Here is a 26,905-nt window from a genome sequence, read left to right as displayed (position 1 = left end):
GCGGACGGACCTGAGGGTGTTCGAGCCGTCAGGATCCAATCTCCTCCAGCCACATGACGCCGTAGGGGGGGAGCACCACGACGTCGCCCGCCTCGATGTCGCGGCCGTCCTGCGCGGCGAGCGCGTCACGCCAGGTCGATCGTCCGACGAGGTCGGAGGGGATCACCGAGCGGTCCCGGTTCGACACGCTGACGATGACGAAGACCCGGTGACCGGCGCGACCGCGGACGATGCCGACCAGCCAGCCGGGGGTCGGCAGGATGTGCTGGGGGCTGTCGGGGGCCAGCGCCGGGTGTGCTCGTCGGAGTCGGACCAGACGACTGATCCCCTCGAAGACGCCCTGCTCAACCGTCCGGGAATCCTCGAGTGCGGCCCGGAGCGACTCGAGTGACAGCCGCGCCCGGTTGATCGATCGAAGACGGCCCGTCTGCTCCACCAGCGAAGGATCTCCCGACTGGCCGAAGAGGGATCCCAACCAGATGCCAGGAACGCCCTGCAGCGCCAGGAGGATCGCGTGCGCCCCGATGACCCGCGCCACACCCAGCCCATCGTCTGCCACGGCCAACAGCGCATCGACGTAGGTGGTGTTGAGCTCGTAGGGGTCCTCCGAGCCATCGACGTCGGTGCGGTAGCTGACCCCGCCACTGGTCGACCTCGCCAGGTTGCACAGCCCCCGGATCTGGGTTGCGGACAGCAGTCCCTCGGCTGGTCGCAGCCCGATGCCATCGTGTGAGGCCAGGAAGTTGAAGTAGGTGCACCCGACGGGCGGGTCAGCCAGGGCTGCGGCCCAGCGTGACAGATCCTGGGCATTGCCCCACACGTAGGCGGCCAGGACCAGCGGGGCCAGCGGGAACTGGTAGACGAGGTGTGCCTCGTCGCTCCCGACGCCGAAGTAGCTCACGTTCTCGTCATGGGGCACGTTGGTCTCGGTGATCAGCATGGTCCCGGGTGCGAGGTGGTCCATGACCGTCCGCCACAGGCGGACGATCTCATGGGTCTGGGGAAGGTGGATGCAGGTGGTGCCCGAGGCCTTCCACAGGAACCCCACGGCGTCCAGCCTGATCACCGAAGCGCCATGCCGCACGTAGGTGAGCAGGATCTCTGTCATCGCCAGCAGCAGGTCGGGGTTGCCGTAGTCCAGGTCGACCTGATCCGGCCCGAAGGTGGTCCAGGCCTGCCGGGTCCGGCCGGCCGCGTCCTCGAATGCGGTCAGCAGCGGAGCGGTGCGAGGCCGGACGACTGCCGAGGTGTCCATCTCGGCGTCCGGTTCGAGGATCCACCCGTCCCGCCCGTCGGCCAGCCATGCCGCGACCCAGGGGTGCGACGCCGACACGTGGTTGACCACACCATCGACCATCAGCCGGTGGGTGGCACCGATCGCCGAGAGGTCCGCCCACGATCCGACGCCAGGATCGACGGCCAGATGGTCGATGACCGCGAAGCCGTCGTCGGAGGTCCAGGGATAGAAGGGCAGCAGGTGGACCCCGGAGACGACATCGGCCAACTCCTCCTCCAGCAGCGCTGCCATGACCTGCAAGGGCGTCCGCTCCGCTGGAGGGTCCCCGGCGTCCCGGACGTGATCGGCGTAGGCGATCAACCAGACGTCGGCGTGGTCCAGTCCACGTGGCGTGGTCGACATCCAGGCCTGGTCGGCGAGGGCCTGCAGGCCCCGGACCAACCGCTCCGCGTCCCCCGCGCCGTACAGGGCCACAGCGTGATCCCTGACGGCGGCTTCGAACACCTCGGCGTCCATCGAGGCGTAGCGTGCCACCCACGTGTTGCCGATGCGTGTCGTTTGTGGATCGGGGAATACTGCCGCTGGGTGCGTCCGCTAGCGTTGGTACCTGCAGCCCACGTCGTCACCGCCACGACCGCACCAGACCACCAGGACCACCTACAGACCGGAGATCTGCCCCGATGACTGACCACGCCACCATTGCACTGAACGGGGAGAGCTTCGACGCGCCGGTCGTGACCGGCACGGAAGGGGAGCGAGGCATCCACTCCTCCGGGCTGCGCGGGGCGACGGGCCTGACCACGTATGACCCGGGCTTTGCGTCGACGGCCTCCTGTCAGAGCGAGATCACCTATCTCAACGGCGAGGCTGGCATCCTGCGCTATCGGGGGTACCCGATCGAGCAGTTGGCGGAGAGCTCCTCGTTCCTCGAGACCGCCTACCTGCTCATCTACGGCGATCTGCCCGATCAGGCGACCCTTGACGACTTCGAACACCAGATCACGATCCACACGTTGCTGCACGAGGACATGCGGCAGTTCTTCGACGCCTTCCCCAAGAGCGCCCACCCGATGGCGATCCTGTCAGCGGCCGTGGCCGGCCTCTCCACGTTCTACCAGGACCACTACGACCCCCTGGACGAACGCGACGTCGAGGTCTCGATCTACCGGCTCATGGCCAAGCTGCCCACCATCGCCGCCTGGTCGTACAAGAAGTCCATCGGGCAGCGCTTCATCTACCCGTGGAACAAGCTGTCCTATCCCGAGAACTTCCTGCACATGATGTTTGCGGTGAAGGCCGAGCCGTACGAGGTCGATCCCGAGGTCGCGAAAGCGCTGGACCTGCTCTACATCCTGCACGCCGACCACGAGCAGAACGCCAGCGCCTCAGCCGTCCGACTGGTCGGCTCGACCCAGGTCAACATGTTCGCCGCAATCGCGTCCGGTATCAACGCCCTGTGGGGGCCGCTGCACGGCGGCGCCAACCAGGCGGTGCTGGAGATGCTGACCGAGATCCGGGACGCAGACGGCGACACGGCCTCCTTCATCGCCCGGGCGAAGGACCGGGACGACCCGTTCCGCCTCATGGGCTTCGGCCACCGCGTTTACAAGAACTTCGACCCGCGGGCGACCATCATCAAGGAGACCGCCGACCGGGTCCTGCGCAAGCTGATCCCCAACGACCCGCTCTTCGAGATCGCTCAGGAGCTCGAGGAGGTCGCGCTCAAGGACGACTACTTCATCGAGAAGAAGCTGTACCCGAACGTCGACTTCTACTCCGGCCTGATCTATCGGGCCATGGGGCTGCCCGAGGAGATGTTCACCGTCATGTTCGCCATCGGTCGTCTACCGGGCTGGATCGCCCAGTGGAAGGAGATGATGGCGGATCCGGAGACCCGCATCGGCCGGCCACGGCAGATCTACCAAGGCTCCTCAGAGCGGACCTACGTCCCGATCGAGAGCCGGGGTTGATCGGCTAGTGACCTGAGTCGGTCCACAGCGCCGCCAACGACCTGACCGCAACCGCAACGGCGTTGAGATCGACGTCCGGTTGGGCCAACACCGCGGCGGCGATGGACTCCGCAGCCTGCAGCGCGTCGGAACGACGGGCGAGCGCAGTGGTGACGATGGCGGCGGGGTCCTCCGAGGGCCCGGCTTCGTCGATGGCCAGACGGGCCAGCCCGTGCTGCAGCCGCCGCAGATCGTCGATCAGTCCGCGATGTTGCCCGCGCTCCCAGCGACCGTGCGGCTCGTAGCGCTGCAGCCGGTGTGAGAGGCCCTCGATCGGCAGTCGAGCGGCCAGCAGCGCATAGACCTCGCCGCAGTCGGCTACGGAACGGCCACTTCGTGCCGCCGTTGCGGAGATGCCCGGCACCAGGCTGAGTGATGGCAGCAGGGCGATGTCCTCTGCGACCTGTTCATCGATGCCGAGGTCGACCCACCGCTGCGCCGCCTGGCGGGTCAGGCGCATCGCGCTCGAACGATCCGCCGCAGCGTCCGCGGCACACAACTCGACCAGCACCGGCCGGTCGACATCGATGGCCGCCGCGATGTCGTTGGTCCTCCCCTGTCGGATGTAGGAGCGGGTGAAGGCATCCACCAGCCAGTCGATCGCGCCCTTGAGCTCGAACTGCAGGACCGGATCGGCACGGCCGTCGAGGCGCTCGACACGACGCCAGCTCTGGTCAGCCTGGATCACACCGCGCGCGATCCAGTAGGCCCCGACAACGGTCGGGATGTCCACCCCGAGATCGCCGGCAACTCGTCCGGCCCAGGTGATGCCCATCCGATCGCACACGTCGCCAGCCACGACCGTGGCAACGATCTCGCGGCGCAGCTGATGGGACTCGATCGCCTCGGGGAATCGCTCCGACACGGTGTCGGGGAAGTACTCCCGTGCCATCGCGGCCACGACCGGCTGGTCGATGATGTCGGAGGCCAGGAGCTGGTCGGTCAGGTCGATCTTGCTGTAGGCCAGTAGGACGCTGAGCTCGGGCCGGGTGAGGATGGCACCGTCGGCCCGACGCCGGATCATCTCCGCAGTGTCCGGCAGCACCTCGACATCGCGGTCCAGGCGGCCCTGCTCCTCCAACCGGGCCATCAGGTCCTCGTAGCTCCCCATCCCACCCGGTGTGGCGTTGACCTCCTGACTGATCGCCCAGGTCTGCTTGTAGCTGTCCCGGAGCACCGCGTCCCCGACCTCGTCGGTGAGGGAGGCGAGCAGGTCGTCCCGCTTCGTCGGGTCGAGGGTGCCCGCCTCGATGGCGCGGCGCAGGAGGATCTTCAGGTTGACCTCACGGTCGGAGGTGTTGACGCCGGCCACGTTGTCGATGGCGTCGGTGTTGCAACGGCCGCCACGACGGCTGTAGGCGATCCGCCCACGCTGGGTCATCGCCAGGTTGCCACCCTCGCCGACAACTCGAGCGCCGACCTCGTTGGCGTTGACCCGAATGGCATCGTTGGCCCGGTCGCCCACCTCGGTGTGCGACTCGTCCGGCGACTTGACGTAGGTGCCGATGCCGCCGAACCACAGCAGGTCGACGTGGGCGCGGAGGAGGACGGAGATGAGCTCCGGTGGGCTGATCTCCTCCTGATCGATGCGGAGGAGTTCGCGGGCCTCTGGCGAGAGCGGAACCGACTTCGAGGTCCGTGACCACACGCCGCCGCCGGAGCTGATGAGCGCCCGGTCGTAGTCCTGCCAGGTCGAGCGAGGAAGCTCGTAGAGACGCTGTCGCTCGGCGTAGGAGGTGGCCGGATCCGGTGCCGGATCGATGAAGATGTCGCGATGGTCGAACGCCGCGACGAGACGAACGGCCTTGCTGCGGAGCAGTCCGTTGCCGAAGACATCCCCGGACATGTCACCGACGCCGACGACGTCGATCGGCTCCTCCTGGACGTCGATGCCGAGCTCGCGGAAGTGGCGCTGCACCGCGACCCAGGCACCCCGCGCAGTGATGCCCATCGCCTTGTGGTCGTAGCCCTGGGATCCGCCGGAGGCGAACGCATCGTCCAGCCAGAAGCCATACTCCTGGCTGATGCTGTTGGCCAGGTCCGAGAAGGTCGCCGTGCCCTTGTCGGCCGCGACGACGAGGTAGGGATCAGCATCGTCGTGCCGGACGACGTCGTTCGGCGGGACCACGGTCTCCCCGTCGAGGTCGTCGGTGAGGTCGAGCAGCCCGCTGATGAAGACCCGGTACTGGGCACGGACCGCCTCAGCCAGGGCATCCCGGTCGTCCGGTCGGGCCTTCAGCACGAACCCGCCCTTGGAGCCGGTCGGCACGATCACCGCGTTCTTGCTCATCTGGGCCTTCATCAGACCGAGCACTTCCGTGCGGAAGTCATCGACCCGGTCGGACCACCGCAGCCCGCCCCGGGCGATCGGCCCCCCGCGGAGGTGAACGCCCTCCATGGCTGCGGAGTAGACGAAGATCTCCCGGTAGGGCACCGGCTTGGGCACCTCGGGGACCCGTCCGCTGTCGAACTTGAACGACAGCCACGGGCGGCGCTGCCACACGTTGGTCCGCAGCGTGGCGTCGATCAGTCCCAGGAAGGTCCGCAGGATCCGATCCTGGTCCAGTCTGGCGACCTCCTCCAGCGAGGCAGTTACGGCCGCTCGTGCTGCCTCCTCGGCTGCCTGCCGCTCGGAGTCCGGACGTGCCGGGTCGAACCGGGCCTCGAAGTAGGCGAGCAGCGCGGCTGCCACGCGAGGGTGCTCGAGCAGCGCGTCGTTGATGGTGGCCTCGGTGTAGCTGGTGCCGACCTGTCGTCCGTAGCGGCGGTAGGCCCGCAGGACGGTCACCAGGTCTATCCCCGTGTCGGCGGCGATGACCAGCCGGTTGAGCGAGTCGACCTCACTCCTCCCCGACCACATCGACGCGACGGCTGCGGCGATCCGCGGGCCGTCGCTGGCCACATCGATCTCCCCCACCGAGCTGCGGACCCCGTAGTCGTGGATGTGCACCTCGTCCCAGACGGGCGCCTCCAGCAGGGCGTACGGCTGCTCCTCGACCACCGTCAGCCCCATCGATTCGAGCAGCGGCAGGAAGTCGGACAGCTCGACACCCGGGCCTGACTTGTACAGCCGGAAGCGCAGCAGACCCGGCCGACCCGTGCTGCCCGTTCCGGCCGGCTCGACCAGCCGCATCCGGACCGCATCCGGCCCATCCAGGCGCTCGAGCTCCTCGATGTCGATGGTGGCCATCGCGATCGGCGTCGTCTCGGTGTAGGCGGGCGGCAGCCCGGCACACCACGCCTTGGCGACCGACCGGGCCTCATCGGACCCTCGGTGCGGAACCAGGGCAGCGGCCAACGCATCGGTGTAGGTCCGCGCCAGCGAGGTGATCTCCCGTTGCAGGGCATCCAGGTCGATCGGGGCTGGGTCCAGCCCATCGTCCGACTGCAGCGTGAAGTGCAGCAGGGGTTGGTCCCGCTCGGTCAAGGAGAGCTGGTAGTCGACCGATGTGGCCCCCAACCGCCCGGCCAGCAGCTGCTGGATCTCCTCACGGAGTGCCGCGGAGAAGCGCTCGCGTGGCAGCGTGACCAGCACCGACACCGAGCGACCGTTTCGTTCGCGACGGACCGTCAGCCGGACGCCGCCCCGACGGCTGACGTCGACCAGGTTGATCAGCGCGTCCCGCAGCGCGTCATGGGTCAGCTCGAACAGCTCCTGCTTGGGCAGCGCATCGAACAGCGTCCGGATGGCGCGTTCATCCTGGGAGTGGTCGACCACGTCCACGTCGTCCAGTACGGCTCGGAGCTTCCGCCGCAACACCGGAACCGTCGACGACGGCTGGACGAAGGCCTTCTGGGCCAACAGACCGAGGATCCGGTGCTCGTCGGCACGATCGCCATCCCGGTGGGGCGGGCGCACGGCGATCGAGGTCATCCGGACCTGGCGGTGCACCGGCGAGACGCCCGCGGTGCGGGTGACGTCGAGCACCGGACTGTCGGCCCAGTCGTGGCCGTCGAGCTCATCCAGCGACACGCTGCTCTCGTCCCGCAGCAGGCCAAGACCGTCGGCGCCACTGCGATAGCCGAGGAACACGAAGTGATCGTCCAGCAGCCACTGCAGGAACTCGGCTTCCTCGCTGTCCCCGTGTGCCTCCATGGCTGTCACCACAGCCTCGAGCGCCGTTGTCATCGGGCGGAAGTCCTCGACCACCCTGAGCGCGTCGGCCAGGACGGCGTGCAGCCGATCAACGACGACCTGCTTCTGCTCGTCCGACAGGCGGGTCTGCAAGTCAAGGGAGATGTAGGCCTCGCGATGGGATGCCCCGCGAGCGGCGGTGATCTCCACGAGTCGACCATCGGCGTCGCGGCGAACCCCGACCGCGGGGTGGGCCAGGTCGACGGGCTCGAGGTCCAGACGATGGAGCTCCTCGAGGATCGTCGACATCATGAAGGGCCCGTCGGCGATGTGGACCAGCAGGATGCTCGAGTCGCCCGAGTCCTCGATCAGGATCGTCGGCGTTCCCGGACGACCGGTCTCGAACAGCTGCAGGGCACGATCGACCGTGACCGCGGCGGCATCGAGGTCGAGCGTGGCCAGTTCGTCGTCTGCCAGGCGGCGATAGGTCGACCAGGCCAGCGCGGTGGCGTTGTCCAGCCGCTCAGGGCTGACACGTGTGGCCAGGTGGTCCTCGAGATCCGTCAGTGCGTCGTGCATCGCTCTCCCGCCTCCGCTCAGCTGATCGACCGCGCCACGCGAGCTCGTGCCGCCCCGGCGCTACTCAGCGTCCGAGCAAGGCCCGGGCCTGCTCGACGTCATCGACCACCAGCACCATCCGCCCGCCGGTGGCCAGATACGCCTGCTCGATGTTGATGCCGGCATCCGCCACCTGACGGCAGACCTCGCCCATCGCACCCGGGCGGTCAGGGATGTCGGTGACCACCACGTCGCGTGCGGCCCGGACGTCCAACCCCGCCTCGGTCAGGACCTCGAGCGCGTGCTCGGCATCGGGGACCAAGACGTGGACCACCCCCTTGCCACCCCCGGTGAAGGCACTGATCCCCTCGATGTTGATCTCGGCCTTCCCGCACGCCTCACCGAGGCGGGCGAGCGCACCAGGGTGATCGTCCGGAATGAGGGTGAAGTCCTTGTGCATCCAACCATCCTTGTTGCCTGCGGTCTTGTTGCGTGGGGCGCGCCGACATCGGCATCGAACGCGTCTACCGCAGTCTTGCACACCGGGCTGCCCCTGACCGACGTATGCTGACGCCCGTCTCGATGGTCCCATCTCGACTGCAAGGAGCACCCTGTGAAGATCCTCGTCGGCTACGTCGACACACCCGAGGGGCATGCGGCCGTGGCCGCCGCAACGGCTGAGGCCAAGCTGCGTGACGCGACGCTGTTCCTGGTTCACTCCTTCCATGGCGAGGGACGGGACGAGGACCAGATCGCTGGGTACGAGGAGCAGCTGGAAGCGATCAGCTCGGACCTGGCGACCGAGGGCGTGTCGTCGGAGGTGCACGCACTGGTCCGAGGAGCCGATCCGGGCAAGGACCTGGTGGCCTACGCGCGCGAGCAGGACATCGATCTGATCGTCATCGGCGTTCGACGTCGGTCCCCCGTCGGCAAGTTCGTACTGGGGTCCAACGCTCAAGATGTGCTTCTGGGCGCCGATTGTCCAGTCCTCGCCGTCAAGGCAAGCGCCGGAGCGTAACTAGTCAAATCGGATAGGTGTCCGTCTGGACATCGGCAGTCCGTTGTACTGAGACGTCCTTCTGGGCAGATTGCCTAGCAACGTGGTGACGTCGATCTTCTGGCCATTCCCCCTCTGACCAGGCTCGACACACCGCAGACGGTCGCACACCAGACAGTCTGCCCCGCTGATCAGCGGTGTCCTGACCTCCACCCTCCCCGCTCCATGCCCCTCTCCCTCAAACGCGCTGCCACATCACTCCTGGTAGCCGTACTCGTCGTGTCGCTGAGCCCAACCCTGGCCTCAGCAGACTCCGTCGTCAGCCGTGCCGCCGGAAACGATCGCATCCAGACCGCCGTCGAGGCGTCCCAGCAGTTCCGGTCCCAAGCCTCCGACGTGGTCCTGGCGACCGCGTTCAGCTTCCCCGACGCGTTGGCCGCCAGCGCGCTCACGCACGCGCTGCACGCTCCTCTGCTGCTGACCGCCACCGACAGCCTCCCGGTCGCCGTCGAGGCCGAACTGGCACGACTCCAGGCTGATCGGGTGTGGATCCTCGGGGGCGTGAACGCCGTCTCCGACGCGGTCGAGCAGCGTCTGCGAACGCTCGGCTACGACATCAACAGACTGGCCGGCGCGAGTCGCTTCGAGACCGCTCAGGCCATCGCCGTCGCCGCCGGGCCCTCGCGGACGGGTGAGGTGGTGCTCGCGCTCGGTGAACACCCAAACCCCGACCGTGCGTGGCCGGATGCCGTTGCCTCCGGGTCCCTCGCGGCCACTCCTGACCGGATCCCGACCCTGCTCACCCAGCCGGACGCCCTACCGTCGGCAACCGTCGGTGCCCTGGCCCAGCTCAGCGCATCCGAGGTCATCATCCTCGGCAATGCCCAGACGATCTCAGATCAGGTGGAGGACCAGCTGCGAGGGCTCGGGTATCAGACACGGCGGATCGTCGAGAGCAGTCGGTACGACACGTCGGTGGCACTGGCTGCGGAGTCGCTGCGACGGTTCGACGGCAGTCCCCGTCCTGCGGTGTTCGCCTCCGGCCGCGCCTTCCCCGATGCGCTGTCGGCCGGATCGCTGGCCGCAAGCCTGGGCGCCCCGCTGCTGCTGGTCCCCCCGACCGACCAGCTGCCGGCGACGAGCGAGACGTTCCTGCGCAGCAACGCCCACGTGCTCAGCTCCGGTGTGGTCGTCGGCGGGCCGGTCGCTGCCGATGACTTCGTGGTCGCCCAACTCGACTCGGCCCTGCAGAACGAGCCCGGGCCGCTCTCCGCTCCCCCAGAGCCGCTTGGCCCGCCGGAGGAGCCGGAGCCGGCCCCCTCCTCCGCCCCCGCCCCGGACCCGATCAGCCCGCCTGGTCCGACACAGCCGGACGTCGGGGACGGTTCCCCCGTGGAGGTGATCCACGGCGTGGCCTCGTGGTACGGACCAGGCTTCGAGGGACGGCCGACGGCCAACGGCGAGACGTTCGACCCCGCCGAGTTCACCGCAGCACATCGCACGCTCCCGTTCAACAGCCTCATCCGGGTCACCAACCTGGACAACGGGGAGGTCGTGAACCTCCGGATCAACGACCGGGGGCCCTTCTCCGGCGATCGCGTCCTGGACGTCTCCTCAGCTGCTGCGGACGAACTGCGGATGAAGGACGACGGTGTCGCAACCGTCCGAATCGAGGTGATGCGGTCGGGGTCGTAGCCGCCCGACCGCCTCGCCATCGCGTCGACCACGAGGGTGGTCGACCTCTAGGGTTCGGCCATGGCATCCAACCCCGTGCTCTGGGAGCCCGACCCGACCGCCGCCCAACGGACCAACCTCGCGGCCTTCATGGCTGCCGCACCCGGTGCGCCGACGAGCTACGCCGAGTTGCACGCGTGGTCGGTCGCCGACATCGACGGCTTCTGGTCTCTCGTCTGGGACGAGTTGGGCGTCGTCGGCCACAGGGGTGAGCGGATCAGCAGCGGGACGGGCATGCCCGGGAGGCGCTTCTTCCCGGACGCGCGGCTGAACTACGCCGAGAACCTCCTTGCAGGTCCAGCCGACGAGGTGGCCGTCATCTCGACCGGCGAGGGGCAACACCCTCGACGGCTGACGCGCGGCCAGGTACGAGCCCAGGTCGGCGCGCTGCAGCAGGCCCTCTCCGGGATGGGCGTCCAGGCTGGTGACCGCGTGTGCGCGTTCATGCCCAACACCGTCGAGACGCTCGTGGTCATGTTGGCCGCAACCGGCTTGGGGGCGACCTGGTCGTCCACCTCTCCGGACTTCGGCGCCGCTGGAGTGGTCGACCGGTTCGGTCAGGTCGAGCCCACCGTGCTGCTCGTCGCCGACGGGTACCGCTACAACGGCCGGGTTCACGACCTGGCCGACAAGGTCGACGGGATCGTCCGCGCGCTCCCGACCCTGGATCACCTCATCGTCGTGGACTTCGTCGGGTCCGGGGTGGCGGCATTCGATTCAACCTCCTGGTCGCTGGCGGTCCACGCCTATGCGGCGTTGTTGACCGGGACCCCCGCAGAGCCGACGTTCCAGCAGGTGCCCTTCGACCATCCGCTGTTCATCATGTACTCCTCCGGCACCACGGGGGCCCCCAAGTCGATCGTCCACGGCCACGGCGGCACGCTGGTCAAGCACCTGGTCGAGCACCAGCTGAACAGCGATCTGCGGCCGGGCGATGTGATCATGTGGTTCACCACCTGCGGGTGGATGATGTGGAACTGGCTGGTCTCGGCCTTGGCCAGCCGGTCGGTGATCGTGCTGTACGACGGGAGCCCCTCCCATCCCGACCTCGCCCGCCTCTGGTCGGTGGCGGAGGAGCTCGGCGTCACGCACTTCGGGACCAGCCCCAAGTTCCTCGCCGCCTGTGCCCAGGCGGAGCTGGTACCGCGTGAGGCTGCCGACCTCTCGATTCTGCGTGCGCTCATGTCGACCGGCGCACCCCTCAACCCGGAGCAGTTCGACTGGATCTACGGGAATGTCGCCGCCGACATCCAGGTGGCCTCGGTCAGCGGCGGGACGGACCTCATCGGCTGCTTCGCCGGTGGCGTCCCGATACTGCCGGTCCGGCGCGGAGAGCTGCAGGCACGTGCGCTCGGCATGGACGTGCGGGCCGTCGATCCCGCCGGCGAGGAGGTCCCTGTGGGGACCAAGGGAGAGCTGGTCTGCGTCCAGCCGTTCCCCTCGATGCCGGTCTCGTTCTGGAACGACCCCGACGATGAGAAGTACCGGTCGGCGTACTTCGAGGAGCACCCCGGTGTCTGGACCCACGGGGACTACATCGAGATCCGACCCGAGGGAGGGGTGATCTTCTACGGACGGTCGGACACGACGCTCAACCCCGGCGGGGTGCGGATTGGCACTGCGGAGATCTACCGAGCGATCGAGCAGATCCCCGAGATCGAGGACTCCATCGTCGTGGGCCGACAGGTGGAGGGAGACGTCGAGGTGGTGCTGTGCGTGGTGCTCGTGGAGGGCGCGGAGCTGGACGAGGCGTTGCTGACCCGGATCCGCACCGACATCCGGACCACGACAACCCCACGGCACGTCCCGGCACACATCGTGCAGGTGCCTGCGGTGCCGTACACGATCTCGGGCAAGAAGGTCGAGAAGGCCGTCAAGACGGTCATCGATGGCGGCACCGTGGACAACGCGGACGCGATGGCCAACCCGGAGGCGTTGGAGGCGTACCGCTCGCTGTTCGCCTAACTCGGCCGAGGTGTGCTGCTCGGGCGTGGCTTCACGCGTGTGCTGCTCGGGGTGGCTTCACGGGTGTGCTGCTCGGGGGTGGCTTCACGGGTGTGTCACCTCTGAGCGGCCCGCGCTCGCAGCCGACACACCACCGCGCCCCGGTCAGGCCGTAGCCTCGCGGATCGCCGCCAGCGCGGTGGCGGCCAACTCCGGGCGACAGATCAGCAGGTCCGGCAGGTAGGGGTCCGGCTGGTTGTATCGCAACGACGTCCCGTCGATCCGGCTGGTGTGCAGTCCCGCCGCTCGGGCGACGGCCACCGGCGCGGCTGAGTCCCACTCGTACTGCCCACCCGCGTGCACGTAGACCTCCGCCAACCCACGGACGACCGCCATGGCCTTCGCGCCGGCGCTGCCCATGGGCACCAACTCGCCGCCCAGCGCCCTGGCGACCCGCTGCGCCTCCTCCGGCGGTCGGGTGCGGCTCACCACCACCCGCGGTCGCTCTGCGGCCGGCGGCAGGGCCGGCGGAGCGTCTGTTCCCAGGGTCAGCTCGAGGGCTGGGAGGGCGACCGCGCCGACCGTCAACTCCCCCTCATCCGCATCGTCGACCCCTCGCTCCCACAGGCCGACGTGGACAGCCCAGTCGTCGCGTGGCGGCTCGCCGAACTCCCGGGTCCCGTCCACCGGGTCGATGATCCACACCCGGTCCGCCGACAGCCGATCTGCGCTGTCCCGAGCCTCCTCGCTCAACACCGCGTCGGACGGCACCTCCTCGCTCAGAAGCCGCGCGATCAAGACCTGGGCGCTGGCGTCCCCGGCGTCCTTGAGGGCCTGGCGGCGAGCGCCGGGATCCGGATGCTCGGCGCGCAACGCGACCAACATCCGTCCGGCCTCCGTTGCCAAACGACGGGCCAGGGTGTGGTCAGCAGGTTCAGCCATGGGCCGAGGGTGTCACGCGTCGGCCGGATGAGCAGGCCCGTCGCCGAAGAGCACCGCAACGGCGACGTTGTCCCCTGCCCCCTGCTCGCCGGCGTGGTCGATGATCCGGCGTGCGGACTGCTCCGCCGTCGGTTGCAGGAGGCGGGCGATGTCCCCCGCCCTGGCGAAGTTGGTGTACCCGTCGGTCACCACCACCACGACGTCGTGGGGGCCCAGGTCGGTCTGGCCGTAGTCCATCGAGCCGGCGACCTGCGGGGCGGACAGCGAATTCCCCAGGAACCGGTGCCGGTCCTTGCTGACCCGGTAGGTCCGGCGGTCCCGGATGACCAGCACCGGCGAATCCCCGACCGTCGCGTGGGTCAGGTACCGCTGACCGTGATCGTCCCGCCTCACCAGGGCAAGGCTGAGCGTGGTCCGCGACCTACCCTGCGCGGGATCAGCGCCCGCTCGCGCGTCGTGCAGGGCGGCGTTGATCTCGTGGAACACCAGGACCATCTCTCGCCTGCTCGGGGCCGTCCTCCATGCTGTCATCCGCTCCAGCAGCATCGGGGCGGCCTGATGGCTGGCAGACCAGCCGTTGTGGCCGTCAGCCGCCACCAGGACCACCGACTCTTCGCCGGCCGTCGCCCCGACGATGTCCTCGTTCGGATCGGTGTAGTGGTAGCGCTTCGGCTCACGCCCTCGGGACAGTGCGATGGCCAGCCCGGGCGAGACGGCGGTCGCCGCGATGCGGTCCAGGTCCGTGTGGTCGCAACCCCGCAGGAGGGCACTGGTGATCGACGGTCGCTCGGTCATGGTCGGCCGCCGACTGTAACCGGCACGCCCGGGCATGATGGAGGCACATGGCATCCGACCGCCCTACTCCCGCGTCTGACGACGGCCGCGGGAATCCCTTGGGGGATCGCCTCTCGCGGGGGCGGAACCTCGCACGGTTCTCCGCCGGTGCCGGGGCCGGGTTGCTGGGGGCCCGTCTGCGGGACCTCACCGGCCAGGGTGGTGCCGAGACGGCCTTCCACGCGGAGACGGCCGCCCAGGCCGCAGAGTTGCTGGGATCGATGAAGGGTCTGGCGATGAAGATGGGCCAGATCGCCTCCTTCGTGGACGTGGATCTGCCACCCGAGGTGCGTGCGGCCTACCAGCAGGAGCTCGCCGCCCTGCGCGCGCAGTCCGAGCCGGTCGGGGTTGAGGTCATCGAGGGTGTGATCGCTGAGCAGTACGGCACACCCGCCGAGGACGTCTTCGCGGTGTGGGACCCCGAGCCGGTCGCGTCGGCTTCCATCGGTCAAGTCCATCGCGCAACCCTGCCCGATGGCAGCGACGTCGCGGTGAAGGTCCAGTACCCCGGGATCGCCGAGGCCATCGAGTCCGACCTCGACAACGCCGAGCTCCTGGCACCCCTGGTCAAGGTCGTCTCCCCCAACCTCAAGGTCAAGCCGCTCATGCTCGAGCTGCGGGACCGCATGTCTGACGAGCTCGACTACCAGCGCGAGGCCCAGTACCACCAGGCCTTCTTCGACCGCTACGACGGGCACCCCTTCGTCCGCATCCCGGCGGTCCACCTGGAGTGGTGTCGTCCCCGCATCCTGGTGACCGAGTTCGTCGAGGGCCAGTCCTTCGAGGGCATGCTCGCCGAGGCCGACGATGCCGCGAAGCAGCGGTACGCCGAGGCGATCTACCGGTTCTCCTTCGGTTCCCTCCACCGCTTCCGTCTCTTCAACGGTGACCCGCATCCGGGGAACTATCTGTTTCCCGGTGACGGCTCGGTCGTGTTCTTGGACTTCGGCGCCGTCAAGACCTTCACCTCGCAGATGCGGGCCATGATCAAGCGGCAGCTGGCACCGCTGTGGGAGGACGATGCCGAGGGGCTGCTCGCGGTGTTCGACGAGGCGGGTTTCCTCCCGGGTGCCAAGCCCGACGCACAGCGCCTCCTGGACTGGTTCAAGGCCTTCAACGCGCCGATCCTCAGCTACGAGCCCTTCACCTACACGCAGACCTTCGCGCAGAGCGTCATCGCCATGACCAGCGACCCGCGAGCGGGGTACTCCGACATGATCAGACGGCTGAACCTGCCCCCCGACTACCTGGTGCTCAATCGCATCCAGTGGGGCATCAACTCGATCATGGCGCTGCTCGGCGCAACCAACACGTGGCGCCGCATCTCGGAGGAGTTCTGGTTCGACGCGCCGCCCGCGACCCCCATGGGTGAGGAGGAGCGGCCCTTCATCGACGCGTCGAACCTTCGCGCCTAGACTCGACCGCTCCGCCAGTAGCCGTCTAGCGACCAGGGGTTCCTCTGTCATGAAGAAGCTGTTCGTGGGTGCCCTGTTCGTGGCGCTCCTGCTTCCCGCGCTGCCCGGCGGAGCCCAGAACTCCCAGACGAACGACACGACGTCCGACACCGACCCGACGACGGAACTCGATGCCGGGTCGGGGGTGGCGAACCGCCTGCTCTTCGCCGGTGCTGGGACGGTCAACGGCCTCGAGGTCGAGATCGGCGGCAACGAGCTGGACACTGTTGAGTTGCAGGTCAACCACCTGAGCGCGTCCGGATCGGACTGCACAGCGATCACGTGTGCAGACGCTGCCGGCGCACTCGAACCCGCTGGAGCGGAGGCCGAGGCACGCCGAGGCACGGCGGTCACCAACGACACCGTCGACGCAGCGAACCTGGACGATGGTGCTGCCGGCAACCTGGAGGCCTACCTGAGCGGACGGCTCGGCGAGGCACAGGCAACGACGAGCACGACCGGGGCGCGCAGTGAGGCGGACGGTGCGCAGCTCGAACTGCTCCTCACCGACGCGGCCGTGGCTGACCTGTCCTCGCCCGGCGTGCAGGGAATGACCGACAACCTGATCCGCCTTGATCAGGCGCTCGCCGCGCTCCCTCAGGGCGACCCGGCGCTCGATGAGATCGAGGAGGCCGTCAGCGAGCTGCGCGCGGACCTCACCGACCGACCTCTGGTGACGATGTACGGCGGCGACGGGGTGAGCACCTCGGTCTTCAGCGATCGCGTCATCCGCACCGAGTCGACCGTCGGGCCCTCCATCATCACCGTCATCCCAACCGACCAAGACCGCGCCGACGCACCTGATGGCCTGTTCATCATCGAGATCGGTGCGGCACGGTCGGCGGCCGCCGCCAATGGCACGGCTCGTCCGGCGACGGACAGGGATCAGCCCGACGTCACGGTGACCATGCTCCCGGGGGTGCTCGAGGCGCTCGGCGCCGACTCGACGACTGACACGGCTGACATCGTTCGCGAGCTCCCAACTGGACTGCTCGAGATCCTCCCTCCCGACCTCCGGACACCCGCGGCGGCCAATGCGGGCGTCGATCTCGACCGGAGCGCCGGTGCACTCCGATTGGATCTGGGCACCACGGAGGAGGAGTCCTGCTTCCTCAGCGACCGAGGTCTTCAGACGTGCGTCGAACCTGGCGGCTTCCAGGAGAACTTCGACCCACCGTCGGACCCAACCGGTGTCGTGGTCCTGACCGAGCCGGTGGCGGTCGGTCTGATTCCCGAGGGAACCGGGTCGGCCATCAGCCTTGAGCTGAATCGGACCCAGGCCGGTGCGACCGCCGATTTCACCGCAACCTCCACCTCTGGTTCGAGCTCCAGCAACTCGAGCTCCGGTTCGAGCAACTCCCAGACCAACCTGCCCCGCACGGGTTCACGATCGACCGTCGCGCTTCCAGCACTCGGGCTCATGCTCCTCAGCGGCCTGATCCTGGTCTCTCTGCGACGTCGCGAGGGCTAGGGTGGCCGCGCGTCGAGCCCTCGGTTCCTGGGTGATCATCGCGGGGCTGCTCGCGGGGTGCACGTCCGGGCCGCCGGCGGAGACCGCCGCGGCGATCCTCGACCAGTTCGAGGAGGAGGGCTTGGTCGCCTGCCGCGAACGTCGCGAGCCGCTCCCCGACCTGATCACCTGCGAGGACGACGAAGACGGGGACATCACCGTCGTGTTCACCGACACCGAGGAGGACAGCATTCGGTCCTCCAGCAATCAGACAGACGGGCCGTGGATCCTGGGCTCGGGCTTCATCGTCGTCAGCTACGACAACGACCCGGCACGGCTGGCGCAGCTCCGCGACGTGCTCGGCACCGGCGATCTGGTCGGTGTCGACGATGACGGCAATCCGGTGCCACTCGAGGAGTAGCCAGCCCGCGGCGAGGTGAGAGGCCCGGGCCGGAACGAACCGGCGATAAGCGAGTTTGCGAACCGATGGTTTCGGTCGTTTCGAGCTAGTCGAGCAAACCGGCTCTGACCTGCGGTTTCACCTGATCGACGGTCAGGACGTCTGTGGTCAGATCCGGTCGTTTCAGGTTGTCATGTGCACTGAGTGTGCACTGGCAGAGAGCCTAGTAGTCGGGATCGAGGTCGGCGATCCAGTCAAGATTGGTCTGCAGATACGGGTAGAGTTCGCTCGCGTCGTACAAGCGCTCGTAGGCCACTTCGGTTTGGAAGTTGGGACGGGCCTGCTCGTATCCGGGTAGCTGGAGTCGACGGAAGAAGTCGATGAACTGAGTCATGTCCTTCGGAGGAGGACGATCGCGGCTCTCGCGCTTCATCATGACCGGCCCAAGGCTCAGCAACGATGTCAGATTGGCCAAGCCGTCAGGCCCCAAGAACTCCGCCAACGGGCTTGAAGACGCCATCGTGTCGTCGTCGCATCGAGACTGATGGATGATCGAGAAGCTGTGATCCTCCATCGTCTCGCGGTCCATATCCCACACCACGTAACCGTTGTCGGCCGTGACGGAGTCCTCGCCACAGACATCACATGTCCAGCTCGTTGTCATCTGCATGGCTCGCACTTTAGACGCGTTGTGCTCACAGGTCGGAGATCAGCCGACTCCACCGTTCTCGTAGCGGTGGATGGTCTTCTTCTCACCGCGGTGACGCTCGCGATCGTGCGCTTCGGCTTGCCTGAAGGCGTCGTCGTGGTGCATGTACTCGCTTGGCTCGTTGTCCTCGCACTCGGTGCACAACCAGCTCACCTTCTTGTATGTCGTCATGCTCTCCATGATCGCACGCTCACACGTCGGAGATCAGCAGCACCGATGCGAGGCCCGGGACGGGGGCTTCAGCCTTGATGACCGGGGTCACCAGTATCCTGAGATTCTTGCCCAAGCATCAACCGTACGAAGTCGCAGAAGTAGGTCAGTCCCATGACGCAGCCCACCAACGTTCAGTACAAGGTCATGAAGGGAACCAGCAACCAGCTTGAACAAAGCATGGCGGTCCTTCAGCTCAGCACAACCCAGCGACAGGCCGTAGGCCGAACACTGAAGGACATCGTCAAGTGTCTGTCTGATCGCCAGTCATTGGAGACACTCGCTGGCTACACCCACAAGCTGAGCCCGCTGAATCCTCGAACGGTTTGGAACGTCCCGGTCAGTGGCCACGACTTGCAACTCTCGGTGATCTACTACGTCGACTACCCGTACGTCGTTCCGCTCACTGTCAGCAAGAAGACGACCTAGAGCCCGAAGAAGGCGTCGATATCCAGCTCCTGTGCATCAGCAGCAATACCTTCGCCATCACCGAACTCGCTGAGCGCCGCGTGGAAGTGCGGGTTCGCGTGGACCTCGATCGACCACTTCCAGTGGTAGACCGCGTTGATGACGATCGTGAGGTCCTGTTGCCGACCACTCTCGGTTAGAGCCTGCATCATGTCGTCGTGGAACCGCTCCTTGAACGCTGGTGGGACAGATGCTTCGACGTCCTCAATCATGGCTAGGGCGTCGATCTTGTGGGGGGGAGTTGTCTGTGGGCGGTCAAGAAGGTCAGACATGACAGGGCCTCCAGGGCAGGGTGTCAGGACCTTAGTCCTGGCGAAGATCACAGCGAATTCGGGGAGTCTTTCACACTTATCGGCGTGAAGAGCCGGATCCTTAGAAAGCAGATGCTAGTCCAGCTTCTCCCCTCTCGCCTAGCCCGAACCCTAGGATCCGTTGCGAAGACTGCGAAGTGACCGTCACTCAAGGACGCTCCCCTCTAGCTATTCAGCCACTCACACGTCGGAGATCAGCAGCACCGATGCGAGGCACCACGGGCACGTCATGCGTCCGCTCGGTGGCTCGACCCTGAGATCCACGCGCCCCTTGAACGGACGGCAGCAGCTCGGGCAGCGGGCGAGGTAGGGGGCGACGAGTGGTGGTCTGCTCATGGGTCTGATCGTGGCAGATGGCTGTGACGGTCAGAGGATCAGTACGAAGCCAATGAAAGCCACGACTGCGGCAACGGCGGCGTAGTCGGTTGGGTCGATTGGTGTCCCACGCTTCCGGCGCTTCCGCCACTCCAAGCCATAGATCAGAAGAGCGAACGCGATGATTCCAACGTCAAGGGCGATCACGATGTGCCCTCTCCGTGGTCCGGGCTGGATTTGCGGTAGACGATGACCCAGTAGACAACGCTCAGCGCGTTCAGCACGAGGAGAATCAGCTTCCACGCGTCGGAGTCGAAGACGTAGAAGCCGATCCAGAAGACCAGCGAGAGCGACCACATGATCGCGTTCCACTTGGCGTTGCTGCGCCGGTCGTCGGCTTCGATCTCGTCCCAGCTCTTGACCACGTACGCCCTCCTGATCGACTGCACGCCGGTCCTACCCCTGCAGTCGGTCGGCTGACACGTCCTCTCAGCGCTTCTCAGGCGCCCCAGGAGCGACGATAGGGCTCTAAGGGTCCTGACCCACGTGAGACAGCCTCAGAGGCCCTTAGAACGCGACAACGCCCCTCGTCCGCGGAAGGGAGTGAGGGGCGTTGCTGTGCGGATATGCCGACCCCGGTATGGATATCCGGCCGGACCATGGACAGGCTCCGCGGTCTAGGAAGCGTAGCGCGGCGTGGTAGGCAGAGCGCCTATCTGCCGGGCTTCACTGCGCTCCACGAGTTGGTAAGCGGCTGGACGAATGTCTGGCCCTTGTGCTGGATGAAGGAGATGCCAAACGAGCCGTGGCACATCTCACACCAGCCCGTCAACGTCACGTAGTCCCGCCGAAGGTTGGGCCAGTCAGGCATCGCCATGAGACCGGCGGGGACATGCTCTCTGACCTTGGAGCCCTCGACGATCACGTTCTCGAACGGACCGTCTTCTTTCGGGCGTCCGCCCACGTGGACTCCAGTGATGTGGGTGTACCCCTCGCCACACGACGGGCAGTGCATGAGAGCTGCGTTGTCGGTGTGCATGACGTCAAACTTCAAGCCGTCCATGACCTTGATGTCGTTCACAGATGAATCCCCTTCCGGGTGAGTCGGTTGAGCCCCCGTTCCCAGGGCCTCCTTCACCTTCGACTCTAATCCGTGACCCGGCGCAACGGGTGGGTCTTGCGGGTCAGCTTGAGCATGGCGACCAGGAACAGGACCGAGCCGGTCGCCACGGCGATCTGCACGACGAGGGCGGTGACGTCGCCGACCGTTCCCCAGATGTCAGCTCGTGACCACGTGAAGGTGATCTCGTCGTCGGCCGTCACGATCAGGATGAGGCTGCGCAGCGACTGCAGGGCGAACAGTGCCGGTGCGGCCAGCAGGAGATCCGTCATGCGTCGGGCCTGGTGGCGGGTCGCGGTGTAGATGGCGGTGAAGGCGACTCCGCTGGTCATGGTGACGATGTGCAGGGTGGTGATGACTGCGAGGTAGAGGCTCACGGTTGGGGGGTCTCCTGGTCGGGGTCGGGCCAGCCGGAGAGGGCGTGCTCGATCGCTTCCACGAAGTGGTTGGCGGCTCGGATCTCCAAGGACTCGTCTCGGAGACGGCGTGCCCGCTGGCGCAGGGCTGAGGTTCGGGTGAGGAGGTCGGTGGGGGGTTCGATGGCGGGCGCGGCCATGCGGCGCTGCACGGCTCGCCAAGTGCAGATGATGAGCACGAGCAGGGTCAGGACCGCCAGGGCGATGAGGAAGCGTGTGGTCATTGCCGTGCTCGTTCCTGCAGCCGTTTGACGATGTCGTGGGTGGCCTCGGTGGTGTCGGCCATGTCGCCCACGGAGTCAGCGAGGTCTCGGATGGCTTGCCCGTAGCGCTCCTCGTTGGCTTCGGCTCGCTTCTCGATCTTGTCGACCTCGCGGCCGACGCGGAGGTAGCCCAGGAGGATGAGGATCAGCACAACCACGAGGGAGCCGATGACCCCGAAGGTGTCGAGGATCGTCAGGAAGCCCTCGGCGGACTCAACGCCCATCGGGGACTCCGTGGGCTCGGGCGATGTAGCGGGCAAGCCGTCCTCGGGTGATCTGCCACGCGGCGAGGACCGCGACGGCGTCACCGATGTAGTTGGAGGCGGCGAGGATCCCGCCTTGGCCGGTCTGGATGAACTCGATCAGCCAGACCACCGTCCGCACCAGCGGCGGTGTGGCCAGGACCCATGCGGTCCAGAGGTTGGCGCGTCCTCGGAGTGCTGCGGCGCCGACGATCAGCGCTGCGGTGGTGTAGGTGATGATGGCGATGGGCACTCCGACGCGGACGGCCAGTGGCGCACCAGCCCAGATGATGGCCTGGATGCCCCAGTAGCCCGCGAACGCCAGAGCGACGTAGGTCCAGGTCCACCGTCCGGCTTCGGGGCTCATGGCTACGCGGTACCGAAGACCAGGGCGTGGGCGTCGAGGAAGCCAGGGCCGTCGGTGGAGATGATGACGGGCAGCTTGAGGACGTTCTGGCAGTACGCCAGGCCGACGCCTCGGACGTGGACGGCATCGGTGCCGGAGACGTGGAACCAGTGGGTTCCCTTGCCCCAGCGGCCGTGTGGCTCGGGGAGGGTGACCTTGAGCAGGTGCTGGTAGGGGTTGGGCATGACGCTGGGCTCCTCTTGGGGTGAGCGGATGATGGTGAGCAGGTCATCGAGGCGGGAGACCATGTGCTTGCCCGGGCAGGCGGTGGCCTTCCGTCGCTGGTGCGGTAGGAGGTAGAAGTCCTCGACCAGGAGGCCGTCCTCGATCAGCAGGCGGGCGCGGCGGGCCATGGCGCGGAGCTGCGGGTCGGTCGGCTCATAGATCTCGTAGTTGCCGATGAGGACGAAGCCGAAGGAGGTGGAGTTGTAGTCCTTGGTGTGGGCGCCGATCCGGGTGCCCATGCCCTCCAGCTCCACGCCTGAGGGGTGGAAGGCATAGCTGTATGAGAGGTAGCCGAAGCGCTGGATCCCGATCCGCTCGATCGTGCGCATGTCGCCATTGGGATCGTCGGTCGGCTCCAGGACCGGGTCATAGTCCGAGGCCTCAGTCACGCTGTGATGCACGTGGATCCCACGAGCGGGGAGGCGCATCCTCGATCGTGAAGTCGGTCGTGCTCCCCAGTCCTGGCGAGTGCGAGGTTGGGGCAGGGTGAGAGCAGTTGAGGGGGTCATCGAGCCTCCAGGCATGGAGAAGCCCCCGTCGTCGTGACAGGGGCCGGGTGAGGTGGTGGCCTAGCTGGTCCAGGGCGTAGTGATCGCGGTGCCGTTGTCTCCGTAGGCGGTGATGCGGTACTCGTAGGTCCGGTGTGGGGCGGTCCGGTAGTCCGAGATCGTGGCGTCGGGGTCCGCGTTCTCGGCGATGGTGTCGACGCTGTCAGGGGTTCCAGCCAGGTCGGTCCAGATCCCTCGGGTGTTCTGCCGACGCTCGACGTCGATCGCGAACACGGTGGGCTGCCCGCCGGTTGGGGTGGGATGGGTGGCAGCGACGTCGAGGTACCGGTTCTGAGCTGTGACGGTCACCGGTGGCAGCGCGGGGAGGACGTAGTCAGCGGTGACCCGGACGGAGGCCCAGTCGGACCACAGCCCGTCTACGAGGACTCTGACCTGGACGTGCTCGTCGCGGCCGTTGACGGGGAAATCGATGGCGTAGAAGCGCTGAGGTTCAGCCTCTGGGTCGGTCGCTTCGTTCGTCGGGCTGGCGTGCCGGGTAGGTGCTGGGCATGTCGCAGCAGTCGTCCAGCCCTCGTCAGCCGCATCGTCCGATCGTGCTGAGCGTGCTGGGCGTCGTCGTGATCGTGGCGGCGGTGGCCCTGCTGTCGATCTACACAGACGATGAACTCAGTCCGATGGTCGTCGCGCTGCTGCTGACATCGCTCGGCACGCTGATGGCCAACGGCTTCCCGAAAGACGCTCTGGCCCGGCGGACGGGCTACACCGCCTTAGCGCTCGGCGCAGTTGTTGCGGTGTGCGAGACGATCGCGGTCTTCACCGGGTAGGCGATGGATGGAAGCCGTGTGCGGACGCACTCCTCCCCTCTGGGTGCAGATCCTAACACGGTGAGTGGGGATGATCATGCGGTCCGTCGCGAGTTGTACAGGCTCTGGGCGCAGCTCTTGCAGAGCCCACCGTGCTCAGGTGTGGACTGGCACTGCGGGCGCCCCCATGGGTTCGGACAGATGCTGGCGTCCTGATCGGGGTCAGCGTGACGGAGCCAGTCGGCTCGTGCCTGGCAGTCCTCGCAGCGCTTCTGGCCCGGTGAGATCCAGGCCACGCACTCACGATGGGGGCTGCCAGGACAGCGGACGAGATCGGGGACCACTCGGAGCGCGTCGGGGGGTTCGAGCAAGAGCGACGGGAGAAGCGCCAGGGCCGTCTCTGCGGCGAGCTGGACGTCTATGTCGAACTCGTGTGGTCTGAGGGCGTCGAGCAGCTCTCCTGCCCGATCTGGGCCGATCTGATAGCGCTCAGAGCCCAGGCCATGGAAGTGCTCGGTCTCGGTCCACAGATGGTGGATGCTGGCCCACACGTCCTCGCTGAACTCCGATGGTCGCGGGGTCGAGGAGCTGGCGGACGAGCTGGTCCTCTCGAAGCGAAGCCCTGTGCTGCCGTATCCGAAGTCAAGGCGTTCGGCGTGGTCCCAAGCCTCTTCGAGTTGATCGAGGACGCTCACTCAGATCGGCCTCGCCACGTCCTCACGACTCCCGCGTGTCGCGCCTTCCGCTGGCTTTGCTGGTAGCCAACAGGCTCGATCAGGCCCTGACGTGAGGCTCCTGCGAACAGTCCTCCCAAGGCGTTCGGAGATCCTGCTGGCGGGAGCCCGACAGATGAGACCATGTCATCGGACGTGAACGTGTCGCCGCTCTCAGCCAGACGTTGCAGCTCCTCCTTAGCGCACAGCCGCCACTCGGCCAGCGTGCCGTACAGCGCAGCAGCGGCGCCGTCGTCGCGGAGGGTGCGGGCTTCGGCCAGGGCGGTCACGATGCGCTCCGGATGTCACGCATGAGCGCCTCGTGCGCGGGGTGTCCTGGCGTACAGATGGCGCGGACCCCGACCTCGATCTCGGCCTCCGACGGGATGGGGTGACGACGCCTCGCGAGGGATTTGGCGATGCGCGGGCTGAGTCGCCAGAAGATGGTCACGACGAGTGGGACGAGGAGGATCAGTGTGCTGCTCATACACCTGGCATCGGCCGCGAGATGTCACTTCCCTCGAACTTTCTTCAGATTGTGTCGGCCCAGTCCAACGGAACCTCATCAGGCGCACGAGGAGGCTCCAGGCGAGGAGTGTGGGGCCAACGGTTCTCCTGCTCTGGATTGCGCAGGTTCACGCACTTGTGACCTTCTGGCGCGTGGCACATCGGGCACTCGATCTGAAGCGATGTCTGCCACATTCGCTCGGCAAGATCCGGAATCGGATTGGCCACAGCTCGACACGGGTGAGGCGTGACGAAAGATGCTCTTGTGAACGCTCCATCCGGCCGACGGACCATGTTCCCCTCGATCTCATCGACAGCGATCCATCCGTGTCGGGTGCTGACGTGAGCGATGGTCTGCTCACAGTCCGAACAGACATTGAGAATCGAGATCACGGTTCTGCTCCTAACAAGATGCGCTCGAAGTCGAGCTGGGCGTCTTCGTATCTCTGCCGAAGTCGCTCCGGTGTGCGCCAGGGCGGCGCGTCGGACGACACCGGTGTTGGAGTGGGTCGAGCTGCTGGCGAGGGCGCGTTCCAGGCGCAAGCGGGTTGGGGGCGTACGGGAGCGCGTGTCGGCTTCGGACGGCGTGCTCGGCAGCGATGCGAGTCGAGATGACCGAAGGTAGCCCTGCCGCAGTCCGAGCAGTGGTGCCGACGGTTTGCCTGGAGCTTCGCCTGGCGGTCATCGATGAAGATCTCGGCTTGCTCTTCCTGCGCCTCAGCGTGCTTCTGACGCTCGCGCTGATGACGCTCCTCGGTCGCCAGCTCCTCGGCTGTCGCGGGCCTCACGAAGGCGATCAGGTCCACGTCCTCGGCCTGGATCTGAGTCCCGCGTCCCCGACCCGTCACGGTGACGGCGCCCAGCTCCTCGGCGCGCTGACGATAGGCGCGGGCAACATCGCGGGAGAGGCCGAAGTGCGCGGCGATCTGGGCTTGGGTGGTCACCACGCCGCGGTGAAGCGCATCGTGGACCAGGAGGGCGCCGTAGTCGACACGGAAGCCGTCAGCAGCTCGCGGAAGCGGCGTGTCGGCGGTCCTGGGCTCGTCGGAGATCTTCACCGTCACTCGGGTGTAGCGAGTGCTCGGCATGTGCAAGATGACGCCCAGCTCGTGCAGCTCCAGCAGCGCAGCGCTGATCGCGGTCGTGCTGCCGACGCCAATGGCCTGAGCCAGGTCGCGGGTCGTAACGCGAAGGTCGGTGTGGCCGCGGTCGTCAACCTCGCTCAGAAGCGCAGCCAGGACCAGCAGAGCCGTGAAGCTGAGGGCGCCAGCGTCCGCCACGTCCTCCAACATCGCTCGACCTGCGCCCTCGGGGACCTGTCGGTGATCGTTGCGATGCCTGACGGCCTCTGTGGTCCGGAAGATCCACGTGCGCTGATACTGCTCAGACCGAGACAGCGGCTGCCCTCGCGTGACGTGGCGGTAGGTCCGTCCTCCGCGGTGCTCGGCGCATCGAGGATCCAGACCGCCGCGGCATAGTTCACAAGATGCCGTCGGATCGTCGTCGGCGGCCACGGCATCGGAGAGGATCGGGTAGGCGTGCAGGAAGCGCTCGACCCGCTCCACATCGTCAAGAGCCTCAGGCCACACTCGATCGAGGGCGACAAGAGCTAAGAAGACCCGTTGATAGCCGCTGAGGCGGACGCTCGGATCAAGCGCCGCCTGGAGAGCGCGTAGCCGCACAGCCAGCGGCTCAGGGTGCTCCTGAGCAGGCTCGGGATTGGGCTCCTGCTGGTCGCATCCGCCTGCGGCGTAGCATCGATGAAGCGGTTCACCGCATGCGTGCATCAGCATGGGGCGCCCGTCGATGCGGCCGTCGTGGACGAGGGCGGAGCACATGACGCGCCACTCGCGGTCTGTGCCCGTCTCCTCGGCTCGGGCGATCTCGGCGGCTGGGACGGGCGTGAAGTCCTGACGGCCGTACGGGGTGGCGTTGCAGACCGCGAGGTGGTCGGCGAGCGCCTGGCCCAAAGCGGTGCTCGTAAGATGCTGTGGGACCTGCCATTCGATGGCGGCGGTTTGGTGATGTTGGGCTAATCTCGTCACTGCGGAGGT

General features: G+C 67.0%; 32 protein-coding genes. 9 read left to right on the top strand and 23 right to left on the bottom strand.

Annotated features, from left to right (window positions below; genetic code table 11):
• Positions 1-28 precede the first annotated feature (28 nt).
• Positions 29-1,753, bottom strand: coding sequence for an alpha-amylase family glycosyl hydrolase (locus C1746_RS13345; RefSeq protein WP_162867719.1), 1,725 nt, complete (start codon positions 1,751-1,753; stop codon positions 29-31).
• 164 nt (positions 1,754-1,917) lie between these two features.
• On the opposite strand from C1746_RS13345, the gene C1746_RS13340 reads away from it, so the two are divergent.
• Positions 1,918-3,207 carry a citrate synthase gene (locus C1746_RS13340; protein WP_116715045.1) on the top strand — a complete coding sequence of 430 codons (1,290 nt, stop codon included), beginning with the start codon at positions 1,918-1,920 and terminating at the stop codon, positions 3,205-3,207.
• Positions 3,208-3,211: 4 nt separating this feature from the next.
• On the opposite strand, the gene C1746_RS13335 is transcribed toward C1746_RS13340, so the two are convergent.
• Positions 3,212-7,900 (bottom strand): NAD-glutamate dehydrogenase, encoded by a 4,689-nt coding sequence (locus tag C1746_RS13335; RefSeq protein ID WP_116715044.1) that lies wholly within the window; start codon positions 7,898-7,900, stop codon positions 3,212-3,214.
• A 64-nt stretch (positions 7,901-7,964) separates the two neighbouring features.
• Positions 7,965-8,339 carry an ACT domain-containing protein gene (locus C1746_RS13330; RefSeq protein WP_116715043.1) on the bottom strand — a complete coding sequence of 125 codons (375 nt, stop codon included), beginning with the start codon at positions 8,337-8,339 and terminating at the stop codon, positions 7,965-7,967.
• 153 nt (positions 8,340-8,492) lie between these two features.
• Between C1746_RS13330 and C1746_RS13325 the strand changes: the two genes are divergently transcribed.
• The 3 genes from C1746_RS13325 to C1746_RS13315 all read left to right on the top strand — a co-directional run bounded on the left by C1746_RS13325 (position 8,493) and on the right by C1746_RS13315 (position 12,575).
• Positions 8,493-8,897 carry a universal stress protein gene (locus C1746_RS13325; protein WP_116715042.1) on the top strand — a complete coding sequence of 135 codons (405 nt, stop codon included), beginning with the start codon at positions 8,493-8,495 and terminating at the stop codon, positions 8,895-8,897.
• 204 nt (positions 8,898-9,101) lie between these two features.
• Complete coding sequence (locus tag C1746_RS13320; protein WP_116715041.1) at positions 9,102-10,571, top strand: septal ring lytic transglycosylase RlpA family protein; 1,470 nt, start codon at positions 9,102-9,104, stop codon at positions 10,569-10,571.
• Between the two features lie 60 nt (positions 10,572-10,631).
• Positions 10,632-12,575, top strand: a complete 1,944-nt coding sequence (locus C1746_RS13315; RefSeq protein ID WP_116715040.1) for an acetoacetate--CoA ligase — start codon at positions 10,632-10,634, stop codon at positions 12,573-12,575.
• Between the two features lie 144 nt (positions 12,576-12,719).
• Here the strand turns inward: C1746_RS13315 and C1746_RS13310 are convergent, their stop codons facing one another.
• Both C1746_RS13310 and C1746_RS13305 read right to left on the bottom strand, forming a co-directional pair.
• A complete protein-coding gene (locus C1746_RS13310) occupies positions 12,720-13,496 on the bottom strand; it encodes a 3'(2'),5'-bisphosphate nucleotidase CysQ (protein WP_116715039.1) in 777 nt (258 codons plus the stop codon).
• A gap of 12 nt (positions 13,497-13,508) precedes the next feature.
• On the bottom strand, positions 13,509-14,291 hold the full coding sequence (locus C1746_RS13305) for a PP2C family protein-serine/threonine phosphatase (protein WP_162867718.1): 783 nt from the start codon (positions 14,289-14,291) through the stop codon (positions 13,509-13,511).
• Positions 14,292-14,338: 47 nt separating this feature from the next.
• On the opposite strand from C1746_RS13305, the gene C1746_RS13300 reads away from it, so the two are divergent.
• Genes C1746_RS13300 through C1746_RS13290 form a run of 3 tightly spaced genes read left to right on the top strand, consistent with a single transcriptional unit; the run spans position 14,339 to position 17,655 of the window.
• Positions 14,339-15,745, top strand: coding sequence for an ABC1 kinase family protein (locus C1746_RS13300; RefSeq protein WP_116715038.1), 1,407 nt, complete (start codon positions 14,339-14,341; stop codon positions 15,743-15,745).
• A gap of 49 nt (positions 15,746-15,794) precedes the next feature.
• Positions 15,795-17,255: an LPXTG cell wall anchor domain-containing protein gene (locus tag C1746_RS13295; RefSeq protein ID WP_116715037.1), complete on the top strand. Its 1,461-nt coding sequence runs from the start codon at positions 15,795-15,797 to the stop codon at positions 17,253-17,255.
• A gap of 1 nt (position 17,256) precedes the next feature.
• On the top strand, positions 17,257-17,655 hold the full coding sequence (locus C1746_RS13290) for a hypothetical protein (RefSeq protein ID WP_116715036.1): 399 nt from the start codon (positions 17,257-17,259) through the stop codon (positions 17,653-17,655).
• Between the two features lie 202 nt (positions 17,656-17,857).
• Here C1746_RS13290 and C1746_RS13285 read toward each other — a convergent pair whose 3' ends face one another.
• Together C1746_RS13285 and C1746_RS13280 are read right to left on the bottom strand one after the other, a co-directional pair.
• Positions 17,858-18,304 carry a hypothetical protein gene (locus tag C1746_RS13285; RefSeq protein WP_116715035.1) on the bottom strand — a complete coding sequence of 149 codons (447 nt, stop codon included), beginning with the start codon at positions 18,302-18,304 and terminating at the stop codon, positions 17,858-17,860.
• A gap of 39 nt (positions 18,305-18,343) precedes the next feature.
• Positions 18,344-18,514, bottom strand: coding sequence for a hypothetical protein (locus C1746_RS13280; protein WP_162867717.1), 171 nt, complete (start codon positions 18,512-18,514; stop codon positions 18,344-18,346).
• A gap of 153 nt (positions 18,515-18,667) precedes the next feature.
• Here C1746_RS13280 and C1746_RS13275 point away from each other — a divergent pair, with 153 nt between their 5' ends.
• Positions 18,668-18,982 carry a hypothetical protein gene (locus tag C1746_RS13275; protein ID WP_116715033.1) on the top strand — a complete coding sequence of 105 codons (315 nt, stop codon included), beginning with the start codon at positions 18,668-18,670 and terminating at the stop codon, positions 18,980-18,982.
• Here the strand turns inward: C1746_RS13275 and C1746_RS13270 are convergent.
• The 11 genes from C1746_RS13270 to C1746_RS13230 all read right to left on the bottom strand — a co-directional run bounded on the left by C1746_RS13270 (position 18,979) and on the right by C1746_RS13230 (position 23,176).
• Complete coding sequence (locus C1746_RS13270) at positions 18,979-19,293, bottom strand: hypothetical protein (RefSeq protein WP_162867716.1); 315 nt, start codon at positions 19,291-19,293, stop codon at positions 18,979-18,981. The genes C1746_RS13275 and C1746_RS13270 overlap by 4 nt on opposite strands.
• Before the next feature lie 219 nt (positions 19,294-19,512).
• Positions 19,513-19,668, bottom strand: a complete 156-nt coding sequence (locus C1746_RS22090; protein ID WP_162867715.1) for a hypothetical protein — start codon at positions 19,666-19,668, stop codon at positions 19,513-19,515.
• 30 nt (positions 19,669-19,698) lie between these two features.
• Positions 19,699-19,854, bottom strand: a complete 156-nt coding sequence (locus C1746_RS22085) for a hypothetical protein (RefSeq protein WP_162867714.1) — start codon at positions 19,852-19,854, stop codon at positions 19,699-19,701.
• Positions 19,851-20,072 carry a hypothetical protein gene (locus C1746_RS13265; RefSeq protein WP_162867713.1) on the bottom strand — a complete coding sequence of 74 codons (222 nt, stop codon included), beginning with the start codon at positions 20,070-20,072 and terminating at the stop codon, positions 19,851-19,853. The genes C1746_RS22085 and C1746_RS13265 overlap by 4 nt, the downstream gene beginning before the upstream one ends.
• Positions 20,073-20,359: 287 nt before the next feature.
• Positions 20,360-20,728: a hypothetical protein gene (locus C1746_RS13260; protein WP_116715030.1), complete on the bottom strand. Its 369-nt coding sequence runs from the start codon at positions 20,726-20,728 to the stop codon at positions 20,360-20,362.
• 65 nt (positions 20,729-20,793) lie between these two features.
• On the bottom strand, positions 20,794-21,144 hold the full coding sequence (locus tag C1746_RS13255) for a hypothetical protein (RefSeq protein WP_116715029.1): 351 nt from the start codon (positions 21,142-21,144) through the stop codon (positions 20,794-20,796).
• Positions 21,141-21,407 carry a hypothetical protein gene (locus C1746_RS13250; RefSeq protein WP_116715028.1) on the bottom strand — a complete coding sequence of 89 codons (267 nt, stop codon included), beginning with the start codon at positions 21,405-21,407 and terminating at the stop codon, positions 21,141-21,143. Before C1746_RS13250 ends, C1746_RS13255 begins: the two co-directional genes overlap by 4 nt.
• Complete coding sequence (locus C1746_RS13245) at positions 21,404-21,670, bottom strand: hypothetical protein (protein ID WP_116715027.1); 267 nt, start codon at positions 21,668-21,670, stop codon at positions 21,404-21,406. Before C1746_RS13245 ends, C1746_RS13250 begins: the two co-directional genes overlap by 4 nt.
• Entirely contained in the window at positions 21,660-22,055 is a 396-nt protein-coding gene (locus C1746_RS13240) for a hypothetical protein (RefSeq protein ID WP_116715026.1), read from the bottom strand. Before C1746_RS13240 ends, C1746_RS13245 begins: the two co-directional genes overlap by 11 nt.
• A 2-nt stretch (positions 22,056-22,057) precedes the next feature.
• Complete coding sequence (locus C1746_RS13235) at positions 22,058-22,747, bottom strand: peptidoglycan recognition protein family protein (RefSeq protein WP_276309980.1); 690 nt, start codon at positions 22,745-22,747, stop codon at positions 22,058-22,060.
• Between the two features lie 141 nt (positions 22,748-22,888).
• Complete coding sequence (locus tag C1746_RS13230) at positions 22,889-23,176, bottom strand: hypothetical protein (protein ID WP_116715024.1); 288 nt, start codon at positions 23,174-23,176, stop codon at positions 22,889-22,891.
• Between the two features lie 245 nt (positions 23,177-23,421).
• Between C1746_RS13230 and C1746_RS13225 the strand changes: the two genes are divergently transcribed.
• Positions 23,422-23,652, top strand: coding sequence for a hypothetical protein (locus C1746_RS13225; RefSeq protein ID WP_162867711.1), 231 nt, complete (start codon positions 23,422-23,424; stop codon positions 23,650-23,652).
• A gap of 74 nt (positions 23,653-23,726) precedes the next feature.
• Here the strand turns inward: C1746_RS13225 and C1746_RS13220 are convergent, their stop codons facing one another.
• The 5 genes from C1746_RS13220 to C1746_RS13205 form a co-directional block, all read right to left on the bottom strand.
• Positions 23,727-24,326, bottom strand: a complete 600-nt coding sequence (locus C1746_RS13220) for a hypothetical protein (protein WP_116715022.1) — start codon at positions 24,324-24,326, stop codon at positions 23,727-23,729.
• The gene (locus tag C1746_RS13215) at positions 24,323-24,634 is read right to left on the bottom strand and encodes a hypothetical protein (RefSeq protein ID WP_116715021.1); all 312 of its coding nucleotides are present in this window, start codon (positions 24,632-24,634) and stop codon (positions 24,323-24,325) included. The genes C1746_RS13220 and C1746_RS13215 overlap by 4 nt, the downstream gene beginning before the upstream one ends.
• Complete coding sequence (locus C1746_RS13210; RefSeq protein WP_116715020.1) at positions 24,631-24,831, bottom strand: hypothetical protein; 201 nt, start codon at positions 24,829-24,831, stop codon at positions 24,631-24,633. Before C1746_RS13210 ends, C1746_RS13215 begins: the two co-directional genes overlap by 4 nt.
• A gap of 44 nt (positions 24,832-24,875) precedes the next feature.
• Complete coding sequence (locus tag C1746_RS23220; RefSeq protein ID WP_420810995.1) at positions 24,876-25,046, bottom strand: zinc finger domain-containing protein; 171 nt, start codon at positions 25,044-25,046, stop codon at positions 24,876-24,878.
• A 194-nt stretch (positions 25,047-25,240) separates the two neighbouring features.
• Complete coding sequence (locus tag C1746_RS13205) at positions 25,241-26,821, bottom strand: hypothetical protein (RefSeq protein ID WP_116715019.1); 1,581 nt, start codon at positions 26,819-26,821, stop codon at positions 25,241-25,243.
• Between the last annotated feature and the right edge of the window lie 84 nt (positions 26,822-26,905).

The organism is Euzebya tangerina, assembly GCF_003074135.1.
Classification (GTDB): domain Bacteria; phylum Actinomycetota; class Nitriliruptoria; order Euzebyales; family Euzebyaceae; genus Euzebya; species Euzebya tangerina.
This window is presented reverse-complemented; position numbering and strand designations above follow the sequence as displayed.

Bases quoted from the DNA above. Each gene is read 5' to 3' on its own strand.
- C1746_RS13345 (WP_162867719.1), bottom strand. From the start codon at position 1,753: ATGGACGCCGAGGTGTTCGAAGCCGCCGTCAGGGATCACGCTGTGGCC.
- C1746_RS13340 (WP_116715045.1), top strand. From the start codon at position 1,918: ATGACTGACCACGCCACCATTGCACTGAACGGGGAGAGCTTCGACGCG.
- C1746_RS13335 (WP_116715044.1), bottom strand. From the start codon at position 7,900: ATGCACGACGCACTGACGGATCTCGAGGACCACCTGGCCACACGTGTC.
- C1746_RS13330 (WP_116715043.1), bottom strand. From the start codon at position 8,339: ATGCACAAGGACTTCACCCTCATTCCGGACGATCACCCTGGTGCGCTC.
- C1746_RS13320 (WP_116715041.1), top strand. From the start codon at position 9,102: ATGCCCCTCTCCCTCAAACGCGCTGCCACATCACTCCTGGTAGCCGTA.
- C1746_RS13315 (WP_116715040.1), top strand. From the start codon at position 10,632: ATGGCATCCAACCCCGTGCTCTGGGAGCCCGACCCGACCGCCGCCCAA.
- C1746_RS13310 (WP_116715039.1), bottom strand. From the start codon at position 13,496: ATGGCTGAACCTGCTGACCACACCCTGGCCCGTCGTTTGGCAACGGAG.
- C1746_RS13305 (WP_162867718.1), bottom strand. From the start codon at position 14,291: ATGACCGAGCGACCGTCGATCACCAGTGCCCTCCTGCGGGGTTGCGAC.
- C1746_RS13300 (WP_116715038.1), top strand. From the start codon at position 14,339: ATGGCATCCGACCGCCCTACTCCCGCGTCTGACGACGGCCGCGGGAAT.
- C1746_RS13295 (WP_116715037.1), top strand. From the start codon at position 15,795: ATGAAGAAGCTGTTCGTGGGTGCCCTGTTCGTGGCGCTCCTGCTTCCC.
- C1746_RS13285 (WP_116715035.1), bottom strand. From the start codon at position 18,304: ATGCAGATGACAACGAGCTGGACATGTGATGTCTGTGGCGAGGACTCC.
- C1746_RS13280 (WP_162867717.1), bottom strand. From the start codon at position 18,514: ATGACGACATACAAGAAGGTGAGCTGGTTGTGCACCGAGTGCGAGGAC.
- C1746_RS13275 (WP_116715033.1), top strand. From the start codon at position 18,668: ATGACGCAGCCCACCAACGTTCAGTACAAGGTCATGAAGGGAACCAGC.
- C1746_RS13270 (WP_162867716.1), bottom strand. From the start codon at position 19,293: ATGTCTGACCTTCTTGACCGCCCACAGACAACTCCCCCCCACAAGATC.
- C1746_RS22090 (WP_162867715.1), bottom strand. From the start codon at position 19,668: ATGAGCAGACCACCACTCGTCGCCCCCTACCTCGCCCGCTGCCCGAGC.
- C1746_RS13250 (WP_116715028.1), bottom strand. From the start codon at position 21,407: ATGACCACACGCTTCCTCATCGCCCTGGCGGTCCTGACCCTGCTCGTG.
- C1746_RS13245 (WP_116715027.1), bottom strand. From the start codon at position 21,670: ATGGGCGTTGAGTCCGCCGAGGGCTTCCTGACGATCCTCGACACCTTC.
- C1746_RS13240 (WP_116715026.1), bottom strand. From the start codon at position 22,055: ATGAGCCCCGAAGCCGGACGGTGGACCTGGACCTACGTCGCTCTGGCG.
- C1746_RS13235 (WP_276309980.1), bottom strand. From the start codon at position 22,747: ATGCGCCTCCCCGCTCGTGGGATCCACGTGCATCACAGCGTGACTGAG.
- C1746_RS13210 (WP_116715020.1), bottom strand. From the start codon at position 24,831: ATGAGCAGCACACTGATCCTCCTCGTCCCACTCGTCGTGACCATCTTC.
- C1746_RS23220 (WP_420810995.1), bottom strand. From the start codon at position 25,046: ATGTGGCAGACATCGCTTCAGATCGAGTGCCCGATGTGCCACGCGCCA.